Raw genomic sequence first — 20,604 nt, 5'->3', positions numbered from 1 at the left:
GCAGCCCATTGCCGATGCATGGTGAAACGCCGAACTGATACAGTCGCGCGGCCCGCCCGAGGGGGAGGGTCTTATTCATCACGGGATATTCACAATGAGCAACAAGAAAACCGCAGTGGCTGCTGCCGTGGCATTGGCCGTCGTGGCCTATGGAGGAACCACCTGGTATACGGGCCAAAGGGCCGAGTCCGGCTACAAGGATGCCGTGGCCGAATTGCGCAAGGTGCTGGGCGAGAAGGCCGTCGTGACCGACGAATACCACAAGGGCTTCCTGTCGTCCCAGGCCAAGCTGGTGCTGCAGTGGCCTGCGGCTGGCGAGGCCGATGCGCCCGCCGCTGCAGACGCCGGCGCAGAAGCCGCCCCCAAGCCCGTGCGCCTGGTGGTGGACACCACGGTGCGCCACGGCCCGCTGGCCGGTGGCCGCCTGGCGGCAGCGGTGTCGGAGACGCGCTTTGCGCTCGACGGCCTGGACGAAAAGAGCCGCCAGACCCTGGCCAAGGCTGTCGCTCCCACGCTGACCAGCGTGCACCACTTCACGGGCGGCCAGGATGTGCGCCTGCTGCTGCCTGCAGGCGAGATGGGCGACAACGAAGTCACCATGCGCTGGCAGGAAATGGTGCTGGACACGGCCCTGGGCGGTGGCAGCGTCAAGGGCACCTGGCGCTGGCCCGAGGTGGCCCTGCTGGGCCTGCCCAGCCGCGACAAGTCCATGGGCGTGGAAGAGGAAGAGGGCGAGGAGGAGGAATCCGACAACGACGAGGCCATCGCCGCCCAGCCGGCCGCAGCGCCGGTGGAGCGCACCAGCATCGTGCTCACGGGCCTGGAAAGCAGCTTCGAGAACAAGGTCATCGACGGCCTGTGGGGCCTGGGCCCCGGCAAGGCCAGCGTGCGCATCGCCCGCTTCGGCATGAGCAGCACGCCCGCCGAAGGCGGCGAGGCCAAGACGCTGCTGGACCTCAAGAACGTGGACGGCAGCTCGGTCATCGAGTCCGACAAGACCACGCTGGGCATGACCACCCAGGTCAAGGGCACCGGCCGTATCGGCCCCATCGATTTCGAGTCCGTGGGCTACGAGGAAAAGATCCAGCGCCTGGACATCGAGGCGCTGCGCGGCTTCCAGCGCGTCATGGTCGAGGGCTACCGCAAGGAGGGCCTGGCCAAGGCACTGGAGTCGCTGGAAGAGCAGGGCATGGGCGTGCTGATGCAGAACGCCCCGCGCCTGGTGGCGGCCCTGCCGGCCTACTCCATGAAGCTGCAGGCCACCTACCAGGGCCAGACCGGCCACCTGGAGTACGGCGCCGAAGTGCAAAGCGCGCCCACGCAGGAGCAGGTCGCCCAGGCCGGCTGGATGCCGGCGCTGCTCAAGACCTCGGCACTGCAGGCCAATGCCAGCCTGCCCAAGGCCTGGCTGGAGCCGCTGATCAAGGCATCGGGCAAGCCCGATGTCTCGGCCGAGGATGTGGAAGGCATGCTGGGCATGGCCCAGGCCACGGGCTATGCCCGCCTGGAAGGCGACAAGCTGGTCAGCGCGCTCAAGATGCAGGCCGGCCAGGTCACGCTCAACGGCAAGCCCATCGCCCTGCCCATGGGCGCGCTGCAGTAAGCGGCCATCCACCTTCGGGGCGTCGCCCCGGAAGGTGGTCTCAGGGATGCCACTGGCTGGCGCGCACCACGGGGGCCTGTGTGCTGGCGCTGCCCGCCAGCGCATAGGACAGCTGGTTGGCCGCCGCCACCACCGTCTGCGCCATGGCTTCCAGCCGGGCCTCGGGCAGGCGCGATGCCGGCCCGGAGATGCACACCGACCCCATCAGCCGCCAGTGCATGCCGAACACCGGCGCCGACACCGTGGCCACGCCCTGTTCGCGCTCGCCGATGGACCAGTGGTAGCCGCGCTGGCGGATCTGCTCGTACACCGGCCCCGGCTCGCCTGAAAACGCCAGGATCACGCGCCCCGGCGAGCCCTGGTCCAGCGGCAGCCCCTCGCCCATGCGCGCATGGTGGCGCAGCGCCTGCGGCCCTTCCACGCGCACGAGGCAGGTGCGCACATTGCCTTCGCGCACATAGAAGGCCGCGCTCTCGCCGCTGGCCTGCGTGAGCGCGCGCAGCGCGGGCTCCAGCACGTTCTGCACATCGAAGCCCGCCTGGTAGCGCGCACCCAGCCAGCCAGCGGCCGGGCCCAGGCGCCAGTCGCCATCGTCCCTTTGCACCATGAAGCCCGACTGCGCCAGCGTGCGCGCCAGCCGCAGCACCGTGGTCTTGTGCAGCGCGCAGCGCCGGCTCAGTTCCGCCAGGGACAGGTGCGACTCCCCGAGGGCGAAGGCGCCAAGCAGCTGCAAGGCACGCGTGACGGCGATGACGCCGCCGTCCTTGGCCGCGCTGGCCTTGTCATCGGATGGCTGCGCCGGGGAAGGGGTGCTGGGGGGCTTGTTCATGGTGCAAGGCATGCAATTGGTTGCGCTGTATGAAACGGCATTGTATGGGTTGAAACGTTTTCATAAAGTTCGTCCCACGCACCGCAGCCATGCGGGCGTTGGACACAACAAACGGAGACAAACCGCCATGCCGATTCCCTCGCTTTCGCGTTGCCTCAACGCACGCCTTCTTGCCGTCCTGGTCGGCGTTGCCGCCATCGTGCCCATGGGCGCTGCCCAGGCCCAGGACGCCTATCCCCGCAAGCCCATCCGCCTGGTCGTGCCGTTTCCGCCCGGTGGCGGCACGGACATGATCGCGCGCACCGTGGCCCAGCGGCTGTCGGACCACAACAAGTGGACCGTGGTGGTGGACAACCGGCCCGGCGCCGGCGGCAACCTGGGCGTGGACGCCGTGGCCAAGGCCGCGCCGGACGGCCATACCCTGGTCATGGGCCAGACCAGCAACCTGGCCATCAACCCCTCGCTGTACGCCAGGCTGCCCTATGACCCGCTGAAGGATCTGGTGCCCGTGGCGCTGGTGGCTTCCGCGCCCATCGTCATGGCCGCGCCGGCCAACTCGCCCTACAAGACCTTTGCCGACCTGGTCAAGGCCGCCAAGGCCAAGCCCGACGGCCTCACGCTGGGCTACCCGGGCAACGGCACGGTGGCGCACCTGGCCGGCGAACTGGCCGAGAACGCGGCCGGCATCAAGCTGCGCCATGTGCCCTACAAGGGCGCAGCACAGGCCATGACCGACCTGGTGGGCGGGCAGATCGATTTCTACATGTCCGCCGTGCCCACGCTGCTGGGCCAGGTGCGCAACGGCAAGCTGCGCGCGGTGATGGTCACCTCGCTCAAGCGCTCCGCCCAGCTGCCGCAGACGCCCACGCTGGCCGAGTCCGGCTACCAGGATTTCGAGGCCGTCACCTGGTTCGGGGTGCTGGCGCCGGCCGGGACGCCCCAGGCCATCGTGCAGCAGCTGAACAAGGCCATCAACGATGCGCTGCTGGTGCCCGAGGTGGCCGAGAAGCTGCGCTCCGAAGGCGGCGAGGTGCTGGGCGGCTCGTCCGAGAAGTTCGCCGCGCTGCTGCGCGCCGAGGTGCCGCGCTGGGCACGCATCGTCAAGGACTCGGGCGCCAGCCTGGACTGAGCCCGGGGCAGGGGCGCCAGCCCTTTCGCTTCCTTCTCGCTCCCACCTCCCTTCCTTTCCTCCATCGAGATCTCGCCATGGACTGCGACAGCCTTGCCGTGCCCGTCCGTTTCTCGCAGGGCAGCGCCCGGCCCCGTGCCGTGCTGCCCCCGGATGCCTGCGACTGCCATGTGCATGTCTATGACGGCCGCTACCCGGCAGCCCCGGGCGCGCGGCTGCTGCCGCCCGACGCCTCGGCCGGCGACTACCGCGCGCTGCAGCGGCGCCTGGGCACCTCGCGCTGCGTGCTGGTCACGCCGTCCACCTACGGCAGCGACAACCGCTGCATGTTGGACGGGCTGGCCGCCCTCGGCCCGCAGGCGCGGGGCGTGGCCGTGATCGATGGCAGCGAAAGCGATGACCAGCTGCAGCGCCTGCACGGCCTGGGCGTGCGCGGCGTGCGGCTGAACCTGTCGCTGGGCGTGACGGGCACGGCCGAGCTGCTGGTGCCGCTGGCCCGCCGCATCGCGCCGCTGGGCTGGCATCTGCAACTGCTGATGGCGCCGGACCTGCTGGCGTCGCTGGCCGGCGTGCTGCGGCAATTGCCGGTGCCGCTGGTGTTCGACCACTTCGGCCGCATTGCCCCCGAGCAGGCGGGGCGCCATGCGGGCCATGCGCTGCTGCTGGAGCTGCTGGAGGGCGGCAGGGCCTGGGTCAAGTTGTCCGGCGGCTACATCGTCAGCGCGCTGCAGTCGGTCGAAGACCCGGCGCTGGACGCCCTGGCCGCCAGCTATCTGCGCTGCGCGCCCGAGCGTGTGCTCTGGGGCAGCGACTGGCCGCATGTCAGCGCCTCGGCAGGCATGCAGCCCCTGCCTGATGACGCCCGCCAGATCGACCGCCTGGCCGACTGGACCGCCCATGCCGGCGGCGCCGCCACGCTGCGGCGCGTGCTGGTGGACAACCCCCGGGCGCTGTACGGCTTCGAGACCGCAGCGCCGCCATTGCATTGCACACAAGCAGGAGACAAACCATGAACACCTTCCATCCCACGCGCCGCACCCTGCTGGCCGCAGGGGGCGCCGCCCTGCTGGGGCCGCTGTGCAGCGCCGCCGTCCACGCGCAGCCCGCATGGCCGGCAGGCAAGCTCATCACCTGGGTCGTGCCCTATCCGCCCGGCGGCAGCACCGATGTGCTGGGCCGCCAGGTGGCACTGCACCTGGGCAAGGCCCTGGGCAGCACCGTGATCGTGGACAACCGCGCGGGCGCCACGGGCACCATCGGCGCGGCCTACGTGGCCAAGGCGGCGCCGGACGGCCACACGCTGCTGGGCACCTCCATCGGTCCGCAGGCGATCGCGCCCCACCTCATGGGCAAGCTGCCCTATGACCCGATTGCGGGCTTCGAGCCCGTCATCACCATCGGCACCATTCCCCATTTGCTGGTGGTGGGCGCGGCCCAGCCCTTCCAGTCGGTGGCCGATCTGCTGGCCGCCGCCAAGGCGCAGCCGGGCCAGCTGGCCTTTGCCTCGGGCGGCAGCGGAACCATCTTGCAGATGCAGGGCGAGCTGCTGCAAAGAAAGGGCGGCGTGCGCTTCATCCATGCGCCCTACAAGGGCGACACGCCCGCGCTGCAGGACACGCTGGCGGGGCAGGTGCAGTTCATGTTCGCCCCCGTGGCCGCCGCGCTGCCCCATGTGCAGGGCGGCAAGCTGCGCGCGCTGGCCGTGACCTCGGCGGCGCGCCTGAAGGCCCTGCCTGACGTGCCCACCATGGCCGAGGCCGGCATCGGCGACTTCGTGGTCGAGCAGTGGCAGGCCGTCTTTGCGCCGGCCAGGACGCCGGCCGCCATCGTGCAGCGGCTGAACCAGGAGATCGGCCAGGCGCTCAGGGACCCGGCCGTCGTGGCACTGGCCGAGCGGCTGGGCGTGACCCTGGTCGGCGGCACGCCGCGGCAATTGGGCGAGCTGCAGAAATCCGACTCCGCCAAGTGGGCCCAACTCATCCGCGAGGCCGGCATCAAGGCCGACTGACGCGCGCACATCTTTCTGTTTTCCTTCACCTCATCTCACTGGACCATCATGAGCCAACTCCCAGAAATCATCCGTGACATAGAGCGCGTGGACGCCCAAGTCGTGCAGCGCGCAGCCGGCTTTCAGGCCGCCATCCTGGCCGACGTGGCGGGCCGCCGCGGCACCATGCATTCGCGCGTGGCGCCCGTGCACCAGGGCATGAAAGTGGCCGGCCCGGCCTTCACCGTCGAGGTGCGTCCCGGCGACAACCTCATGATCCACGCCGCCATCGCGCTGGCCCGGCCCGGCGACGTGCTGGTCATCGACGGCAAGGGCGACCAGACCGCCGCGCTGATGGGCACGCTGATGCTCAGCGCCTGCAAGAAGCTGGGCCTGGCCGGCGTCATCGTGGACGGCGCCATCCGCGACCGCCTGGAGCTGCTGGAGCTGGACTTCCCCGTGTTCAGCGCAGGCTTCAATCCCGCAGGCCCGACCAAGTTCGTACCGGGCCGCATCAACCACGCCATCTGCGCTGGTGGCACGACGGTTCACCCGGGCGACCTGGTGGTGGGCGATGCCGATGGCGTGGTCGTCATCGAGCGCGCCAAGGCACCCGCCATGCTGGAGCTGGCCGTGAAGAAGGTGGCCGACGAGGCCGCCCGCATCGAGGCCATTGCGCGCGGCGACACGGCATCGAAGTGGCTGCCCGCGGCCCTGCGCGCGGCCGGCGTGCTCAAGGAAGGGGAATCCCTGTGAGCACCGTCATCGTCACCGGCGCCGATCTGGCGCCACAGGCCCTGGACCTGCTGGCCCGGCACGACATCGTCTATGCGGGCAAGACGCCCACCGAAGAGGACCTGGTTGCGCTGTGCCGCGCCCATGATCCCGTGGCCATCATCGTGCGCTACGGCAAGGTGGGCGCGGCCGTGATGGACGCGGCGCCCTCGCTGCGCGTGATCTCCAAGCACGGCAGCGGCACGGACACCATCGACAAGGCGGCCGCCGCCGAACGCGGCATTGCCGTGGTGGCCGCCGCGGGCGCCAACGCGGCGGCCGTGGCCGAGCAGGCACTCGCGCTGCTGCTGGCCTGCGCCAAGTCGGTGGTGGCGCTGGACGCCCGCATGCACGCAGGCCACTGGGACAAGGCCACGCACAAGAGCCTGGAGCTGGGCGGGCGCACCGTGGGCCTGGTGGGGCTGGGCGCCATCGGCCTGCGCTTTGCGCGCATGGCCGATGCGCTGGGCATGCGCGTGATCGGCTTCGATCCCTTCGCAAAGAACCTGCCCGCCTACGTGCAGCCCGTGGACCTGGAAACCATCTGGCGCGAGTCCGACGCGATTTCGCTGCACTGCCCGCTGACCGAGGAAAACCGGGGCATGCTCGGCGCCTCCACGCTGGCGGCCTGCAGGCGCGGCGTGATCGTGGTCAACACCGCACGCGGCGGCCTGATCGACGAGGCCGCGCTGCTGGCCGCCGTGCGCTCGGGCCAGGTGGCGGCCGCAGGGCTGGACAGCTTTGCGGTGGAGCCCATGGTGGCCGGCCACCCGTTCCAGGGCGAAAGGAACTTCGTGCTCAGCCCCCATATCGGCGGCGTGACCGGCGATGCCTACGTGAACATGGGCGTGGGCGCGGCCCGCAATGTGCTGGAGGTGCTGGCCCGCGTGCCTGCGGCGGCCGGCGCCTGAGCCAGGGCAGGGGTGCCGTGCGCGCCCTTGGCCCATGCATGTGCATGCATGTGATTTGAGGAGACAAGCGATGTCGAGGAATTTCCAAGAGGTCCGCCGCCTGGCCTTGCGCGGCGGCCTGCTGGCCGCCGTGGGGCTGGCCGTGCTGGGCGCCCAGCCCGCGCTGGCGCAGAAGGACTATCCGGCCAAGCCCGTGCGGCTGGTCGTGGGCTTTGCGGCGGGCGGCCCCACCGACGTGGTGGCGCGCGCCTTTGCCGACCATGCGGGCAAGGCGCTGGGCCAGCCCTTCGTGGTGGACAACAAACCCGGGGCCAACACCATACTGGCCGCGCAGGCCGTGGCTGGCGCGCCGGCCGATGGCTATACGCTGCTGTTCGGCGCCACCAACCACAGCATGATCCCGGCGCTGTACCAGGGCCGCGTGAAGTTCGACGTGGTGCGCTCGTTCCGGCCGCTGTGCACGGTGGCCAACAGCCCCACGGTGCTGGTCGTGGGGCCGGGCATGCCGGCGCGCAACCTGCAGGAGTACATGGACCAGGCACGCAGCCGGCCCGGCAGCGTCACGGCCGGCACGGCGGGCATGGGCAGTTCGGGCCATTTCGCCACCGAGATGTTTGCGCGGGCCAAGGGCCTGAAGCTCAACCACGTGCCCTACAAGGGCGCGGCGCCCGTGGTGACCGACCTCATGGGCGGCCAGCTCGACAGCTCCTTCGCCACGCTGGGCTCGGTGCTGCCCCAGGTGCGCAGCGGCAAGCTCACGGCGCTGGCCGTGGCTTCGCCCAGGCGCGCGTCCCTGCTGCCCCAGGTGCCCACCTTTGCCGAAGCGGGCGGCGGCGACTACTCGGCCGATGTCTGGTACGGCGTGCTCGCGCCGGCCGGCATTCCCGACGGCGCGGCCCAGGCGCTGGAGCGCGTGGCCGTGGAGTTCGCCAAGAGTGCATCGGCCGCGGAAAAGCTGCACGGCCTGGGCATGGATGCCGAGTCCAGCTGCGGCAGCGCCTTCGCGCAGCGCGTGGCCAGCGAAGCGGCCTCCTATGCGCAGATCGCCCGCGAACTGAACCTGAAGGCGGATTGATTCGGCCGCCGCCCCCTCTAAAAAATGTGGAGACAAGCCATGAAATTCCTTGCCAGAACCCTGATCGCGGCCTGCACCCTGGCCGCCGCCGTGGCCCAGGCCGCCTTTCCCGAGCGTCCCATCACCCTGGTCGTGCCCTATGCGCCCGGCGGCGGCGCCGACGCGGCCGCGCGCCTGCTGGCCACGCGCATGGGCGCGCGGCTGGGCACCAGCATCATCGTGGACAACCGGCCCGGGGCCAGCGGCACGATTGGTGCCAGCCAGGTGGCCAAGGCGCGCGCCGATGGCTACACGGTGCTCTACGACGCCACGCCGTTTTCCATCAACCCGCATCTGTTTGCCAAGCTGCCCTATGCGCGCAGCGCGCTGCAGCCGCTGTCGCTGGTGCTGCTCATGCCCAATGTGGTCGTGGTCAAGGCCGACTCGCCCGTGCGCAGCGTGGCCGACCTGACGGCCAGGGCCAAGGCGCAGCCGGGCAAGATCAACTTCGCCTCGGGCGGCAGCGGCACGGTGCAGCGCCTGGCGGCCGAGCTGTTCCGCCAGCGGCTGGAGCTGGACATGGTCCATGTGCCCTACAAGAGCGGCGGGCCGGCCATTGCCGATGTGATGGGCGGGCAGGTGGACTTCATGTTCGGCACCATGGCGGCCACCTATCCGCTGGTCACGGGCGGCAAGCTGCGCGCCCTGGCCGTGGCGGCGCCCCAGCGCTCGGCGCGCCTGCCCGATGTGCCCACCGTGTCCGAGACCGTGATTCCCGGCTACGAGGCCTATGAGTGGAACGGCATCTTCCTGCCCACGGGCACGCCCGAGCCCGTGGCCGCGCGCCTGCACCAGGCGCTGTCCGAGGTGCTGCAGGAAGCCGAGGTGCGCCAGCGCCTGAGCGACCTGGGCGCCCAGCCCATGGCATCGACGCCGGCCGAGTTCGCCGCCTTCCTCCAGAAGGAAGACGCCAAGTGGGGCGAGGTGGTGCGCAAGGGCGCCATCGTGCTGGACTGAGCGCATGGGCATGACCGACATCGCCATGGCCGTGCCGCACTCGGCCGGCACGAGCAGGCCTGCGCGCACGCTGCCGCCCCTGGCCTGCGACAGCCACATGCACATCTTCGATGCGCGCTTTGCGCCGTCGCCGCACTGGCCGCGCACGCCTCCGCAGGCCGACGTGGCCATGTACCGCCAACTGCAGCGGCGCCTGGGCACCTCGCGCGCCGTGGTGGTCACGCCCTCGACCTATGGCACGGACAACGCCTGCACGCTGGATGCGCTGGAGCGCCTGGGCGATGATGCGCGCGGCGTGGCCGTGGTCGCCCACGATGTGGCCGATGCCGAGCTGGACCGGCTGGCCACGCACCGCGTCTGCGGGCTGCGCGTGAACTTTGTCTCGCCGCAGTCCTGGGGCGAGACCGCGGCCCACATGCTGGTCACGCTGGCGCACCGGGTCGCACGGCTGGGCTGGCATGTGCAGGTCTTCGTGCAGCCCGAACAGCTGGTGGCGCTGGAGCCCGTGCTGGGCGCGCTGCCCGTGCCCCTGGTCGTGGACCACCTGGGTCGCATCGACCCGGCCGCGGGCATGCAGGGCGTGGAGGGCGCGGCCCATGCCGCGCTGCGCCGGCTGCTCGATGGCGGCAACACCTGGGTCAAGCTCTCCGGCGCCTATATGCGTTCATCGGTGGGCGGCCCTTCCTATGCCGACACGCTGCCGCTGGGCCGCGACCTGGTGCGCGCCGCACCCGAGCGCCTGGTCTGGGGCAGCGACTGGCCGCACACCACCGAGGCGCCGGGCTCCGTCGACGATGCCGACCTGGTCGATCTGCTGCAGGCCTGGGCGGGCACGGACGAGGCCATGGACCGCATCCTGGTCGACAATCCAGCGCGCCTGTACGGCTTCAGCGCCATCCCCTGAAATCCCGAGAAAGACAAGCACCATGTTCCTGCTGCAAGCCCCCCAGGTCTGCGAGCTCGAATCGTTCACCGCCATGCCCGACGCCCTGCGCCGCCCCGAGCGCAGCGAGTGGGCCGATGCCAACCGGGGCGGCGCCGTCACCGACTCCTTCCTCGAGGGGCCGGTGTTCGACGGCGCCGGCAACCTGTACGTGGCCGACATTCCCTGGGGCCGCGTGTTCCGCATCGATCCGCAAGGCGCCTGGACCCTGGTGGCCGAGTACGACGGCGAGCCCAACGGCATGAAGTTCCTTGACGAGCGCACGCTGCTGATCACCGACTACAAGAACGGCCTGATGTGCCTGGAGGTGGCCACGGGGCGCGTCAGCCCCTATCTGCAGCGGCGCAACAGCGAGCGTTTCAAGGGCGTGAACGACCTGGTCTTCGATGCCGAGGGCAACCTCTACTTCACCGACCAGGGCCAGAGCGGCCTGCACGACCCCAGCGGCCGCCTGTACCGCCTGCGGCCGGACGGCCGGCTGGACCTGCTGCTGGCCAACGTGCCCAGCCCCAACGGCGTGGCGCTGTCGCCCGACGGCCGCGTTCTCTACCTGGCCGTGACGCGCGGCAACTGCGTCTGGCGCGTGCCCCTGCTGCCCGATGGCAGCGTGGCCAAGGTGGGGCAGTTCTTCACCTCCTACGGCCCCAGCGGCCCCGACGGCTTGGCCGTGGATGACCAGGGCCGGCTGCTGGTGGCCAACCCGGGCCTGGGCCTGGTGTGGGTGCTCAACCACCGTGCCGAGCCCGTGCAGGTGCTGCGTGGCGTGCCGGGAAGCTCGCTCACCAACCTGGCCTTTGGCGGTGCGGACCGCCGCACGCTGCATGTGACGGACTCCACGCACGGGCGCATTCTGCGTGCCCGGCTGGAGGCGCCGGGGCTGGCGCTGCACGGCTTGAACAAGGGCTGAGGCGGCCGTCGCGACCTTCTCAGCCGTCTCGGCAGTCTCAGTCGTCGCAACCGTTCCTCAGGGCCTGGCCGGCATGTCCAGGATCTCCCGGGCTTCCTGCAGCAGGCCTATCCACAGCTGCTCCTGCTGTATGCCGGCCTTGAGCACCAGGTGCTGCAGCCGCCGCTCGCGCGTGGGCGGCTTGTCCAGGAAGTCGCGCTGCTCCAGGCGCTGGTAGACGTCCAGCTGCGCCTGGTGCAGTGCCAGCAGCCGCTGCACTTCGTCCTGCAGTCCGCAGGGCCCCACCACCGCCTCGGCACGCAGGCGCACCATCCATTCCTCGCGCAGCGGCTTGGGGTCTTCCTGCTCGGCCACCCAGCGCTTGAGCTCCTTGCGGCCGGTGGGAAGGATGCGGTACTGGCGCTTGCGGCCCCGGCCGGATTCGGCGGGAAGGGCCTCTATCCATTGCGCCTCTTCCAGCCGCGCGAGTTCGCGGTAGATCTGCTGGTGCGTGGCATTCCAGAAATAGCCGATGGAGCGGTCGAAGCGCTCGGCAAGTTCCGAGCCCGAGCAGGGGTGCTCGACCAAGGCGGTGAGAAGGGCGTGTGGCAGGGACATCGGCAACAAAGGGACTGGCGCTGGGCGCCATCTTACGGGCCTGCATGGAGGTGCGGCCAAGCGCTGCAGTCATTTCTGCAATTTTTTGCGCAACCAGTTGCATAAATAAAGGAGGCTGACTACATTCATGCAATCAGTTGCATAAAAAAGCGAGACAGGCATGACCCACTACCCCCACCTGAATGCCGAACTGGACCTGGGCTTCACCACGCTCAGAAACCGCGTGCTCATGGGCTCCATGCACGTGGGCCTGGAGGAGGCGCCCAACGGCTTCGAGCGCATGGCCGCCTTCTACGCCGAGCGCGCGCGCGGCGAGGTGGGCTTGATCGTCACGGGCGGCATCGCCCCCAATGAGCGCGGCAAGCCCATGAAGGGTGGCGCCATGATGGTCAACGAACACGAGGCGGACCAGCACCGCATCGTCACGCAGGCCGTCCATGCCGAGGGCGGCAAGATCGCCATGCAGATCCTGCACTTCGGCCGCTATGCCTACCAGCCCGGGCTGGTGGCGCCCAGCGCGCTGCAGGCGCCCATCAACCCCTTCGTGCCGCATGCGCTGACGGGCGACGAGGTGGAGCAAACCATCGAGGACTTCGTGCGCTGCGCAGCCCTGGCCCGGCATGCGGGCTACGACGGCGTGGAGATCATGGGCTCGGAGGGCTACCTGATCAACGAGTTCATCGCCGCACGCACCAACCACCGCGATGACGAATGGGGCGGCAGCTACGCGGGCCGCATGCGCTTTGCGGTGGAGATCGTGCGGCGCACGCGCCAGCGCGTGGGGCGGGACTTCATCATCATCTACCGCCTGTCCATGCTGGACCTGGTGGAAGGCGGCTCCACGCTGGAGGAAGTGATCGCGCTGGCCCAGGCCATCGAGGCCGCGGGCGCCACGCTGCTGAACACGGGCATAGGCTGGCACGAGGCGCGCATCCCCACCATTGCCACCAAGGTGCCGCGCGCCGCCTATGCCTGGGTCACGCAGCGCGTGATGGGGCAGGTGGACATCCCGCTGATCACCTCCAACCGCATCAACACGCCCGAGGTGGCCGAGCGCCTGCTGGCCGAGGGCTATGCCGACATGGTCTCCATGGCCCGGCCGCTGCTGGCCGATGGCGACTTCGTGCGCAAGGCGCGCCAGGGCCGTGCCGACGAGATCAACACCTGCATTGCCTGCAACCAGGCCTGCCTGGACCATACCTTTGGCGGCAAGATCACCTCCTGCCTGGTCAACCCGCGCGCCTGCCACGAGACCGAGCTGGTGATTGCGCCCGCGCCCGCCGCCAAGCGCATCGCTGTGGTGGGTGCCGGCCCGGCGGGCCTGAGCTTTGCCGTCACCGCCGCGCAGCGCGGCCATGCGGTGACGCTGTTCGATGCGGCCAGCGAGATCGGCGGGCAGTTCAACATTGCCAAGAAGGTGCCTGGCAAGGAGGAGTTCCACGAGACGCTGCGCTACTTCCGCCGCCAGCTGGAGCTGGGCGGCGTGGCGCTGCGACTGGGCCACCGCGTGGAGGCAGCCCAGCTCATCGAGGGCGGCTATGACGAGATCGTGCTGGCCACGGGCATACGGCCGCGCGTTCCCGCCATCGACGGCGTGGACCATCCCAAGGTGCTCGGCTACCTGGACGTGCTGCAGGGCGACAGGCCCGTGGGCGAGCGCGTGGCCATCATCGGCGCGGGCGGCATCGGCTTCGATGTGGCCGAGTACCTGACCCATGCCGGCGACAGCGGCGCCGTGGCGCCCCGCAAGTTCTATGCGGAGTGGGGCATAGACACGGACTACGCCCAGGCCGGCGGCCTGGCGCAGCCGCAGGCCCAGCCCTCGCCGCGCCGCGTGCACCTGCTGCAGCGCAAGTCCACCAAGGTGGGCGACCAACTGGGCAAGACCACGGGCTGGATACACCGCACCTCGCTGAAGGCACGCAGCGTGGCCATGGGCTCGGGCGTGGCCTATGAGCGCATCGACGACGCCGGGCTGCACATCACCGTGGACGGCCAGCCGCAACTGCTGGAGGTGGACAACGTCGTGCTCTGCGCGGGCCAGGAGCCGCAGCGCGAGCTGCATGCGGCCCTGAGCGCGGCGGGCTGCAGCGTGCACCTGATCGGCGGCGCCGACGTGGCGGCCGAACTCGACGCCAAGCGCGCCATCCTGCAAGGCACCACGCTGGCGGCCAGCCTTTGAGGGCGCCGCCCGATTCCGTTTTCCACCTCAACCACCAGGAGACAAGCATGTCCCAGCCCCCGAAGAACGCCCATCCCGCAGTCGCCCGCTCCCTGGAGCTGTGGCATCGCATGGTTGCCGCCAGCGACCTGGGCGAGCTGCACACCATCGTCCATCCCGATGCGGTGTTCCGCTCGCCCATGGCCAACACGCCCTATGCCTCGGCAGCCGCGCTGATGCTGGCGCTGTCCACCGTGGTCCAGGTCTTCGAGAACTTCACCTACCACCGCCAGATGGCCAGCGATGACGGCCTGGACGTGGTGCTGGAGTTCAGCGCCAGCGTGGGTGGCAAGAACCTCAAGGGAATCGACTTCATCCGCTTCGACGAGCAGGGGCTGATCCGGGAATTCGAGGTCATGGTGCGCCCCATGAGCGGCCTGCAGGCCCTGGGCACGGAGATGGGCAAGCGGCTGGGCGACAAGCTTCCCGCCTTCAAGGCCGTGGCCTGAGGGCAGGGCGTGCCATGAAAAACGCCCCCGAAGTTTCGGGGGCGTTTTGCCGTGGGCGTCAGCCGGTCAGAGCGTGCCGGCCTTCTGGCGGGCGATGGCATCGGCCACGCCCTTGCCGTAGGCCGGGTCGGCCTGGGTGCAGTGCGCTATGTGCTTTTGCACGATGTGCTCGGACACACCGGCGATGTTGCGCGCCGTGTTCTCGAACAGGCGCTGCTGCGCATCGGGCGTGAGCAGGCGGAACAGGTCGCCGGGCTGGGTGAAGTAGTCGGCATCGTCCTCGCGGTAGTTCCAGCGGTCGGCCGCGCCGGTGAGGGCCAGCGGCGGCTCGGCGAAGGCCGGCTGCTCCTGCCACTCGCCCTTGGTGTTGGGCTCGTAGGCGATGGTGCCGCCGTAGTTGCCGTCCACGCGCATGGCGCCGTCCCGGTGGTAGGCGTGGTAGGGGCAGCGCGGCGCGTTCACGGGGATCTGGTGGTGGTTCACGCCCAGGCGGTAGCGCGCGGCATCGCCATACGAGAACAGGCGCGACTGCAGCATGCGGTCGGGCGAGGGGCCGATGCCCGGCACCAGGTTGGCCGGCGTGAACGAGGCCTGCTCCACATCGGCGTGGTAGTTGCGCGGGTTGCGGTTGAGCTCCATCACGCCCACTTCGATCAGCGGGTAGTCCTTCTTGCTCCAGACCTTGGTCAGGTCGAAGGGGTGGAAGCGGTAGGTCTCGGCTTCATGCTCGGGCATGATCTGCACGCACAGCTTCCAGCGCGGGAACTCGCCGCGGTCGATGGCCTCGAGCAGGTCGCGCTGGCTGCTTTCACGGTCGGAGGCGACGACGGAGGCCGCCTCGGAATCGGTGAAGTTCTCGATGCCCTGCTGGCAGACCCAGTGGAACTTGACCCAGTGGCGCTCGTTGCTGGCGTTGATGAAGCTGTAGGTATGCGAGCCGAAGCCATGCATGTGGCGGTAGCCGCGCGGAATGCCCCGGTCGCTCATGACGATGGTGATCTGGTGCAGCGCCTCGGGCAGGCCGGTCCAGAAGTCCCAGTTGTTCTCGGGCGAGCGCAGGTTGGTGTAGGGGTCGCGCTTGACGGCCTTGTTCAGGTCCGGGAACTTGAGCGGGTCGCGGAAGAAGAACACCGGCGTGTTGTTGCCCACCAGGTCCCAGTTGCCTTCCTCGGTATAGAGCTTGACGGCGAAGCCGCGGATATCGCGCTCGGCGTCGGCCGCGCCGCGCTCGCCGGCCACGGTGGAAAAGCGCGCGAACACTTCGGTCTGCTTGCCGATGTCGGAGAACACCTTGGCGCGGGTGTAGCGCGTGATGTCACCCGTCACGGTGAAGGTGCCGAAGGCGCCCGAGCCCTTGGCGTGCATGCGGCGCTCGGGAATCACTTCGCGGTTGAAGTGGGCCATTTTTTCCAGATGCCACAGGTCCTGCAGCAGCATCGGGCCACGCGGGCCGGCCGTGAGCGAGTCCTGGTTGTTGGCAACCGGGGCACCTGCGGCGGTGGTGAGCTTGTGGGTCATGGTCTCTCCTTGATCGAGGGGTGGTAGCGGCGCCGGCTTGCACGCAGGCAGCGCGGCGCTTGGAAAATCAATAGCTGCGTGCTATCGAATTGCTTTTATTGTTGTTTCGTTCTATGGATGCGGCAAGGCTTTGGCGATTGGCAAATCTCAACTGCGCCATAGCCAAAAAATTTCACCGCACCCCGCCTGCGTCGTGCCGGGCATGCTTTTTGCCAAGGCATTGTGTTGCGCGGGCGGATACGGCCCGTGTAGGCCGTCGCCCTGTCAGCCAGAGACCAGCTTGTGGACCAGATCGGCGGCCGTGGAGGCGCCGTACTTGCGCATCAGCCGTGCGCGGTAGATCTCCACCGTGCGGTGGCTGATGGCCAGGGCGCGGCCGATTTCCTTGGAGGTCAGGCCTTCCAGCAGGCGGGCGGCCACCTCGCGCTCGCGCCCCGTGAGTTCGGCCTTGACGGGGCGCTGGGCGCTGAGGTCCTCGAAGCTCCAGATGCCCGAGGCATGCGGGTCGCTGCGGTCCAGCGTGCGGCCCGTGACATGGCACCAGAACGTTTCGCCGTTGGCGCGCTTCATGATGCGGTTGTCCGAATAAAAGCCCCTTGCATTGAGAATGGGCGCGATGCGCGCGCCCAGCCGCTCATACTCGTCGGCGCTGGGGTAGAGGATCTGGAAGGTCTGGCCGATCAGCACCTCGCGCGAGGCCTCGAACATCTCGCAGACCTGGCGATTGCAGTCGATCATGGTGCGGTTGCGCGAGATCACGAGACCGACGGGGGCGGCCTCGAACGCCAGCCTGTAATCTATATCCATGGGCAAATCTTTACGAAAAACTACTTATGCAAGTACGTAGTATCGTAGCGCATCCAATCTGAAGGAGACATGTGTGAAAAAGCTCTACCCCTCTGCGGAGCAGGCGCTCCAGGGCGTCGTGGCCGACGGGCAATTGCTGGCTGTGGGAGGCTTCGGCCTGTGCGGCATTCCCGAGGCCCTGATCGACGCGCTGCGTGACAGCGGCGTCAAGGGCCTGACGGTGATTTCCAACAACGCGGGCGTGGACGGCTTTGGCCTGGGCAAGCTGCTGGAGACGCGCCAGATCAAGAAGATGATCTCGTCGTATGTGGGCGAGAACAAGGAGTTCGAGCGCCAGTACCTGGCCGGCGAGCTGGAGCTGGAATTCACGCCCCAGGGCACGCTGGCCGAGAAGCTGCGCGCAGGCGGCGCCGGCATTCCCGCCTTCTTCACCAAGACCGGCGTGGGCACCATGGTGGCCGAGGGCAAGGAGCTGCGCGAGTTCGACGGCGAGACCTATGTGATGGAGCGCTCGCTCGTGCCCGATGTCTCCCTGGTCAAGGCCCACCGTGCCGACAAGAGCGGCAACCTGCAGTTCCGCCTGACGGCGCGCAACTTCAACCCTGCCGCCGCCACGGCCGGCAAGGTCTGCATCGTGGAAGTGGAGGAGGTGGTCGAGGTCGGCGAGATCGCACCGGACGACATCCACCTGCCCGGCATCTACGTGCACCGCATCGTGCACAACCCGAATCCCGAAAAGCGCATCGAAAAGCGCACCATCACAGAAAAACAAGGAGCCTGACCATGCCGTGGACCCAAGACCAGATGGCCGCCCGCGCGGCCCAAGAACTCGAAGACGGCTTCTACGTCAACCTGGGCATCGGCATTCCCACCCTGGTGGCCAACCACACGGGTGACAAGGAAGTGTGGCTGCAGTCCGAGAACGGCATGCTGGGCATCGGCCCCTTCCCGACCGAGGATGCCGTGGACGCCGACCTGATCAACGCCGGCAAGCAGACCGTGACGACGATTGCCGGCTCGTCCATCTTCGGCAGCGACCAGTCGTTCGCCATGATCCGCGGCGGCAAGATCAACCTGTCCATCCTGGGCGCCATGCAGGTGTCCGAGAAGGGCGACCTGGCCAACTGGATGATCCCCGGCAAGATGGTCAAGGGCATGGGCGGCGCCATGGACCTGGTGGCGGGCGTCAAGCGCGTCATCGTGCTCATGGAGCATGTGGCAAAGAAGAAGGACGGCACGACCGACCTCAAAATTCTTCCCGCCTGCACTCTGCCTTTGACCGGCGTGGGCGTGGTGGACCGTATCATCACCGACCTGGGAGTGATGGACGTGACGCCGCAGGGCCTGAAGCTCGTGGAACTGGCCCCCGAAGTGAGCTTCGAGGACATCCAGTCCAAGACCGGCGTGACGCTGATTCGCTGATGTTGCCGTGCACGGCCTGCCTTGGCAGGCCTGCGCAACGAGAGCCCGCCTTGCGCGGGCTCTTTTGCTTATATTTCAGATTTCGAGCCAATGGGAGCCTCTATGACGGATGTCGCGGCCGTGCGCAATCCACCGACAGCGCAGGGATGGAAGGACGAGGGCGTGCATTTCCTGCGCGCCGTCACCGACATGGCCGAGCATTGCAACGTGGTGACCGGCGAGCCCATCTTCAACGACAAGGGCGTCAAGCTCGTGGACAAGGGCGCGCGCATCGACAGCAACATGTACGAGCGCCTGGTCAAGCACAAGCTGCGCGACCCCATCGACAAGCACCTGGGCGTGGACAACCGCGTGGACGTGCTGGCCATCGAGGCCCAGGCCATGGTGCAGTGCGAAACCGTGGACCTGATGCGCCGCCTGGTGCAGTCGCTGGGCGGCACGGACCGGCTGCTGGCGCCGCTGCGCCTGATGGTGCTGCCGCCGCAGATCGCCTTCAAGCTCACGGTCATGCGCGAGCAGCGGCCCGAGCTGTTCGCCCACAGCCTGCAGATGATGCTGGTGGCCGTCTACCTGGCGCTGCAAAGCGAATGGAGCGAGCGTGAATGCGGCCCGCTGGCCACGGCGGCCCTGCTGCACGACGTGGGCATGCTCTACATGGACCCGGCCTGGACCGACCCCAACTACCGGCTCACGGGCGCCGAGCGCAAGCACCTGGTGGCGCACTCGGTCACGGGCATGCTCATCATGCGGGGCGCGGGCGCGTATTCGCAGGACGTGGAAATGGCCGTGCTCGAGCACCACGAGCGCATGGACGGCACGGGCTATCCGCGCGGCGTGCATGGCGAAGCCATCTCCAAAATGGGCCGTATCCTGTTGCTGGCCGAGGTGGTCTCGGCCTTCTTCGACAAATTCCAGGACCTGCCCGGCCAGCGCCTGTCGCTGATGCTGCGCATGAACCACCGCCGCTATCCGGCCGATCTGGTCGGCATCCTGCTGCCGCTGCTGTACGACGAGATCTCGCCGGGCACGCCGCTGCCGCCGCTGCAGGCCGAGGTCACGCACAGCGTGGCAGCGCTGTCTGCCGCCTTCCAGATGTGGGACACGTTCAGCCAGACCTTTCCCGAGCGCTGGCAGGCCATGCCCGACCACCAGGCGGCCGTCTACATCGACTCCAGCATCGGCAGCCTGCAAAAGCAGCTGGCCGAGGCCGGCCTGCACCCGAACCAGCAGACCGACCTGCTGGCCTACCTCAAGGACGACGTGCAGGGCATGAGCGAGCTGGCCCTGCTCAGCCGCGAGGCCCTGTGGCAGCTGCAGGCCATCGTCAACGCCTGCCTGCGCCGCTGGCCCGCCATCAACGCCCGCACCCACGCCGTGGACACGGCGGTCGCGCAATGGTGCGAAGCCTGCATGCAGATCGACGCCACACCCCCAGCGGGTGGCGCAGCGAGAGCGCCAGCGCACTGAGACAGCCGGGCTTGCCCGGCTTTTTTACGGCCGTGGAGCTGTGGGGAAATCAAGAGTGCTGTATATTTGTACAGTATCTTGAGAATTCCCCATGACCACGACACACGCCTTTCAACCTGCGCAGTCCGCCTCCCTGGCGGGCGCGGCGCGTGTGCTGCCTCAGTTGCAGGGCGTGTGGCGTGGCGATGGCTGGCAGCAGGCGCTGCAGCAGCGCGTCCAGCCTTCGGGCCATGCGCTGCTGGATGCGCAATTGCCGGGCGGGGGCTGGCCGCTGGGCGCGATGGTCGAGCTGCTGCAACCCGCCCATGGCCATGCCGAATGGCCGCTGCTGCTGCCGGGCCTGGCGGCCCTGATGCAGCGCAGCGCGGGCCAGGTGGTGCTGGTGGCGCCGCCTTGCAGGCCTTTTGCTCCGGGACTGGAAGCGGCGGGCGTGGCGGCGCACCGGCTGTGCTGCGTGGAGGCCGATACCCACCCCGGCGCCCACCCGGCAGGCGATGGGGCAGGGCTGGCCTGGGTCTGTGAGCAGGCACTGCGCTGCCGCGACGTGCTGGCCGTGCTGGCCTGGCTGCCGGCCGGTCTGCCCATGGCCACGCTGCGCCGGCTGCAATGGGCGGCCGCTGCGCAGGGGCGCATTCTGTGGCTGTGGCGCGAGGCCTCGGCCGCCCTGCAGACGGTGGCCTCGCCTGCGCCGCTGCGGCTGCGCGTGGAGACAGAGTTGGGGGAGCCGGGCGAAGGCGGCACGCCAGCTTGCCTGCGCGTGCAGTTGCTCAAGCGCCGGGGGCCTGCGCTGGAGCATCCCTTGAAACTGCCGCTGCACCACTGGGCCTGGCAGGACGTGCTGCAGGCCCAGGCCCTGCGGCGCACCCGGCAGGCGGGCGAGGCGCAGCGCTGGCTTCATGGACACGGGCAACTGCTGCCCGCCGAGGCGCCCGCCCTGCAGGCGGCAGCGCACACCCTGGGATGAGATGC

Annotated in this window: 20 protein-coding genes; 16 read left to right on the top strand and 4 right to left on the bottom strand. The window is 69.0% G+C overall.

Annotation, left to right across the window (positions count from 1 at the left end; all coding sequences use genetic code 11):
* Positions 1-94: 94 nt before the first annotated feature.
* Complete coding sequence (locus tag GRX31_RS09375) at positions 95-1,603, top strand: YdgA family protein (protein ID WP_016446273.1); 1,509 nt, start codon at positions 95-97, stop codon at positions 1,601-1,603.
* Between the two features lie 40 nt (positions 1,604-1,643).
* Here GRX31_RS09375 and GRX31_RS09370 read toward each other — a convergent pair whose 3' ends face one another.
* Positions 1,644-2,432, bottom strand: a complete 789-nt coding sequence (locus GRX31_RS09370) for an IclR family transcriptional regulator (RefSeq protein ID WP_016446272.1) — start codon at positions 2,430-2,432, stop codon at positions 1,644-1,646.
* A 127-nt stretch (positions 2,433-2,559) separates the two neighbouring features.
* On the opposite strand from GRX31_RS09370, the gene GRX31_RS09365 reads away from it, so the two are divergent.
* The 9 genes from GRX31_RS09365 to GRX31_RS09325 all read left to right on the top strand — a co-directional run bounded on the left by GRX31_RS09365 (position 2,560) and on the right by GRX31_RS09325 (position 11,154).
* Positions 2,560-3,561, top strand: coding sequence for a Bug family tripartite tricarboxylate transporter substrate binding protein (locus GRX31_RS09365; RefSeq protein ID WP_016446271.1), 1,002 nt, complete (start codon positions 2,560-2,562; stop codon positions 3,559-3,561).
* A 77-nt stretch (positions 3,562-3,638) separates the two neighbouring features.
* Positions 3,639-4,574 carry an amidohydrolase family protein gene (locus tag GRX31_RS09360; protein WP_160852344.1) on the top strand — a complete coding sequence of 312 codons (936 nt, stop codon included), beginning with the start codon at positions 3,639-3,641 and terminating at the stop codon, positions 4,572-4,574.
* Positions 4,571-5,569: a Bug family tripartite tricarboxylate transporter substrate binding protein gene (locus GRX31_RS09355; RefSeq protein ID WP_016446269.1), complete on the top strand. Its 999-nt coding sequence runs from the start codon at positions 4,571-4,573 to the stop codon at positions 5,567-5,569. The genes GRX31_RS09360 and GRX31_RS09355 overlap by 4 nt, the downstream gene beginning before the upstream one ends.
* 48 nt (positions 5,570-5,617) lie before the next feature.
* Positions 5,618-6,304: a hypothetical protein gene (locus GRX31_RS09350; RefSeq protein ID WP_016451551.1), complete on the top strand. Its 687-nt coding sequence runs from the start codon at positions 5,618-5,620 to the stop codon at positions 6,302-6,304.
* Entirely contained in the window at positions 6,301-7,233 is a 933-nt protein-coding gene (locus GRX31_RS09345; protein ID WP_160852342.1) for an NAD(P)-dependent oxidoreductase, read from the top strand. Before GRX31_RS09350 ends, GRX31_RS09345 begins: the two co-directional genes overlap by 4 nt.
* A gap of 70 nt (positions 7,234-7,303) precedes the next feature.
* Positions 7,304-8,308: a Bug family tripartite tricarboxylate transporter substrate binding protein gene (locus GRX31_RS09340; protein WP_160852340.1), complete on the top strand. Its 1,005-nt coding sequence runs from the start codon at positions 7,304-7,306 to the stop codon at positions 8,306-8,308.
* A 39-nt stretch (positions 8,309-8,347) separates the two neighbouring features.
* Positions 8,348-9,304 carry a tripartite tricarboxylate transporter substrate binding protein gene (locus GRX31_RS09335; protein WP_160852338.1) on the top strand — a complete coding sequence of 319 codons (957 nt, stop codon included), beginning with the start codon at positions 8,348-8,350 and terminating at the stop codon, positions 9,302-9,304.
* Between the two features lie 4 nt (positions 9,305-9,308).
* Complete coding sequence (locus tag GRX31_RS09330; protein ID WP_160852336.1) at positions 9,309-10,208, top strand: amidohydrolase family protein; 900 nt, start codon at positions 9,309-9,311, stop codon at positions 10,206-10,208.
* A gap of 22 nt (positions 10,209-10,230) precedes the next feature.
* Positions 10,231-11,154: an SMP-30/gluconolactonase/LRE family protein gene (locus GRX31_RS09325; RefSeq protein ID WP_016451554.1), complete on the top strand. Its 924-nt coding sequence runs from the start codon at positions 10,231-10,233 to the stop codon at positions 11,152-11,154.
* Between the two features lie 57 nt (positions 11,155-11,211).
* Here the strand turns inward: GRX31_RS09325 and GRX31_RS09320 are convergent, their stop codons facing one another.
* The gene (locus GRX31_RS09320; protein WP_016446262.1) at positions 11,212-11,751 is read right to left on the bottom strand and encodes a PadR family transcriptional regulator; all 540 of its coding nucleotides are present in this window, start codon (positions 11,749-11,751) and stop codon (positions 11,212-11,214) included.
* Between the two features lie 160 nt (positions 11,752-11,911).
* On the opposite strand from GRX31_RS09320, the gene GRX31_RS09315 reads away from it, so the two are divergent.
* Together GRX31_RS09315 and GRX31_RS09310 are read left to right on the top strand one after the other, a co-directional pair.
* Complete coding sequence (locus tag GRX31_RS09315; RefSeq protein ID WP_160852334.1) at positions 11,912-13,933, top strand: NADPH-dependent 2,4-dienoyl-CoA reductase; 2,022 nt, start codon at positions 11,912-11,914, stop codon at positions 13,931-13,933.
* Between the two features lie 47 nt (positions 13,934-13,980).
* A complete protein-coding gene (locus GRX31_RS09310; protein ID WP_016446260.1) occupies positions 13,981-14,421 on the top strand; it encodes a nuclear transport factor 2 family protein in 441 nt (146 codons plus the stop codon).
* Positions 14,422-14,487: 66 nt separating this feature from the next.
* Here GRX31_RS09310 and GRX31_RS09305 read toward each other — a convergent pair whose 3' ends face one another.
* A complete protein-coding gene (locus GRX31_RS09305; RefSeq protein ID WP_160852332.1) occupies positions 14,488-15,939 on the bottom strand; it encodes a catalase in 1,452 nt (483 codons plus the stop codon).
* A 264-nt stretch (positions 15,940-16,203) separates the two neighbouring features.
* Positions 16,204-16,746: a PAS and helix-turn-helix domain-containing protein gene (locus tag GRX31_RS09300; protein ID WP_016446258.1), complete on the bottom strand. Its 543-nt coding sequence runs from the start codon at positions 16,744-16,746 to the stop codon at positions 16,204-16,206.
* Between the two features lie 73 nt (positions 16,747-16,819).
* On the opposite strand from GRX31_RS09300, the gene GRX31_RS09295 reads away from it, so the two are divergent.
* The 4 genes from GRX31_RS09295 (at position 16,820) to imuA (ending at position 20,599) form a co-directional block, all read left to right on the top strand.
* Positions 16,820-17,527 carry a CoA transferase subunit A gene (locus GRX31_RS09295; protein WP_016446257.1) on the top strand — a complete coding sequence of 236 codons (708 nt, stop codon included), beginning with the start codon at positions 16,820-16,822 and terminating at the stop codon, positions 17,525-17,527.
* 2 nt (positions 17,528-17,529) lie between these two features.
* Positions 17,530-18,168, top strand: coding sequence for a 3-oxoacid CoA-transferase subunit B (locus tag GRX31_RS09290; protein WP_012206068.1), 639 nt, complete (start codon positions 17,530-17,532; stop codon positions 18,166-18,168).
* Between the two features lie 102 nt (positions 18,169-18,270).
* A complete protein-coding gene (locus GRX31_RS09285) occupies positions 18,271-19,635 on the top strand; it encodes an HD-GYP domain-containing protein (RefSeq protein ID WP_160852330.1) in 1,365 nt (454 codons plus the stop codon).
* A 91-nt stretch (positions 19,636-19,726) separates the two neighbouring features.
* Complete coding sequence (imuA, locus tag GRX31_RS09280; RefSeq protein ID WP_160852328.1) at positions 19,727-20,599, top strand: translesion DNA synthesis-associated protein ImuA; 873 nt, start codon at positions 19,727-19,729, stop codon at positions 20,597-20,599.
* The last annotated feature ends 5 nt before the right edge of the window (positions 20,600-20,604 follow it).

This window comes from Delftia sp. CH05, from assembly GCF_009827015.1.
GTDB lineage: Bacteria > Pseudomonadota > Gammaproteobacteria > Burkholderiales > Burkholderiaceae_C > Comamonas > Comamonas tsuruhatensis.
Note: the sequence above shows the minus strand (reverse complement) of the source record. Positions and strands in the feature narration are given on the sequence as shown.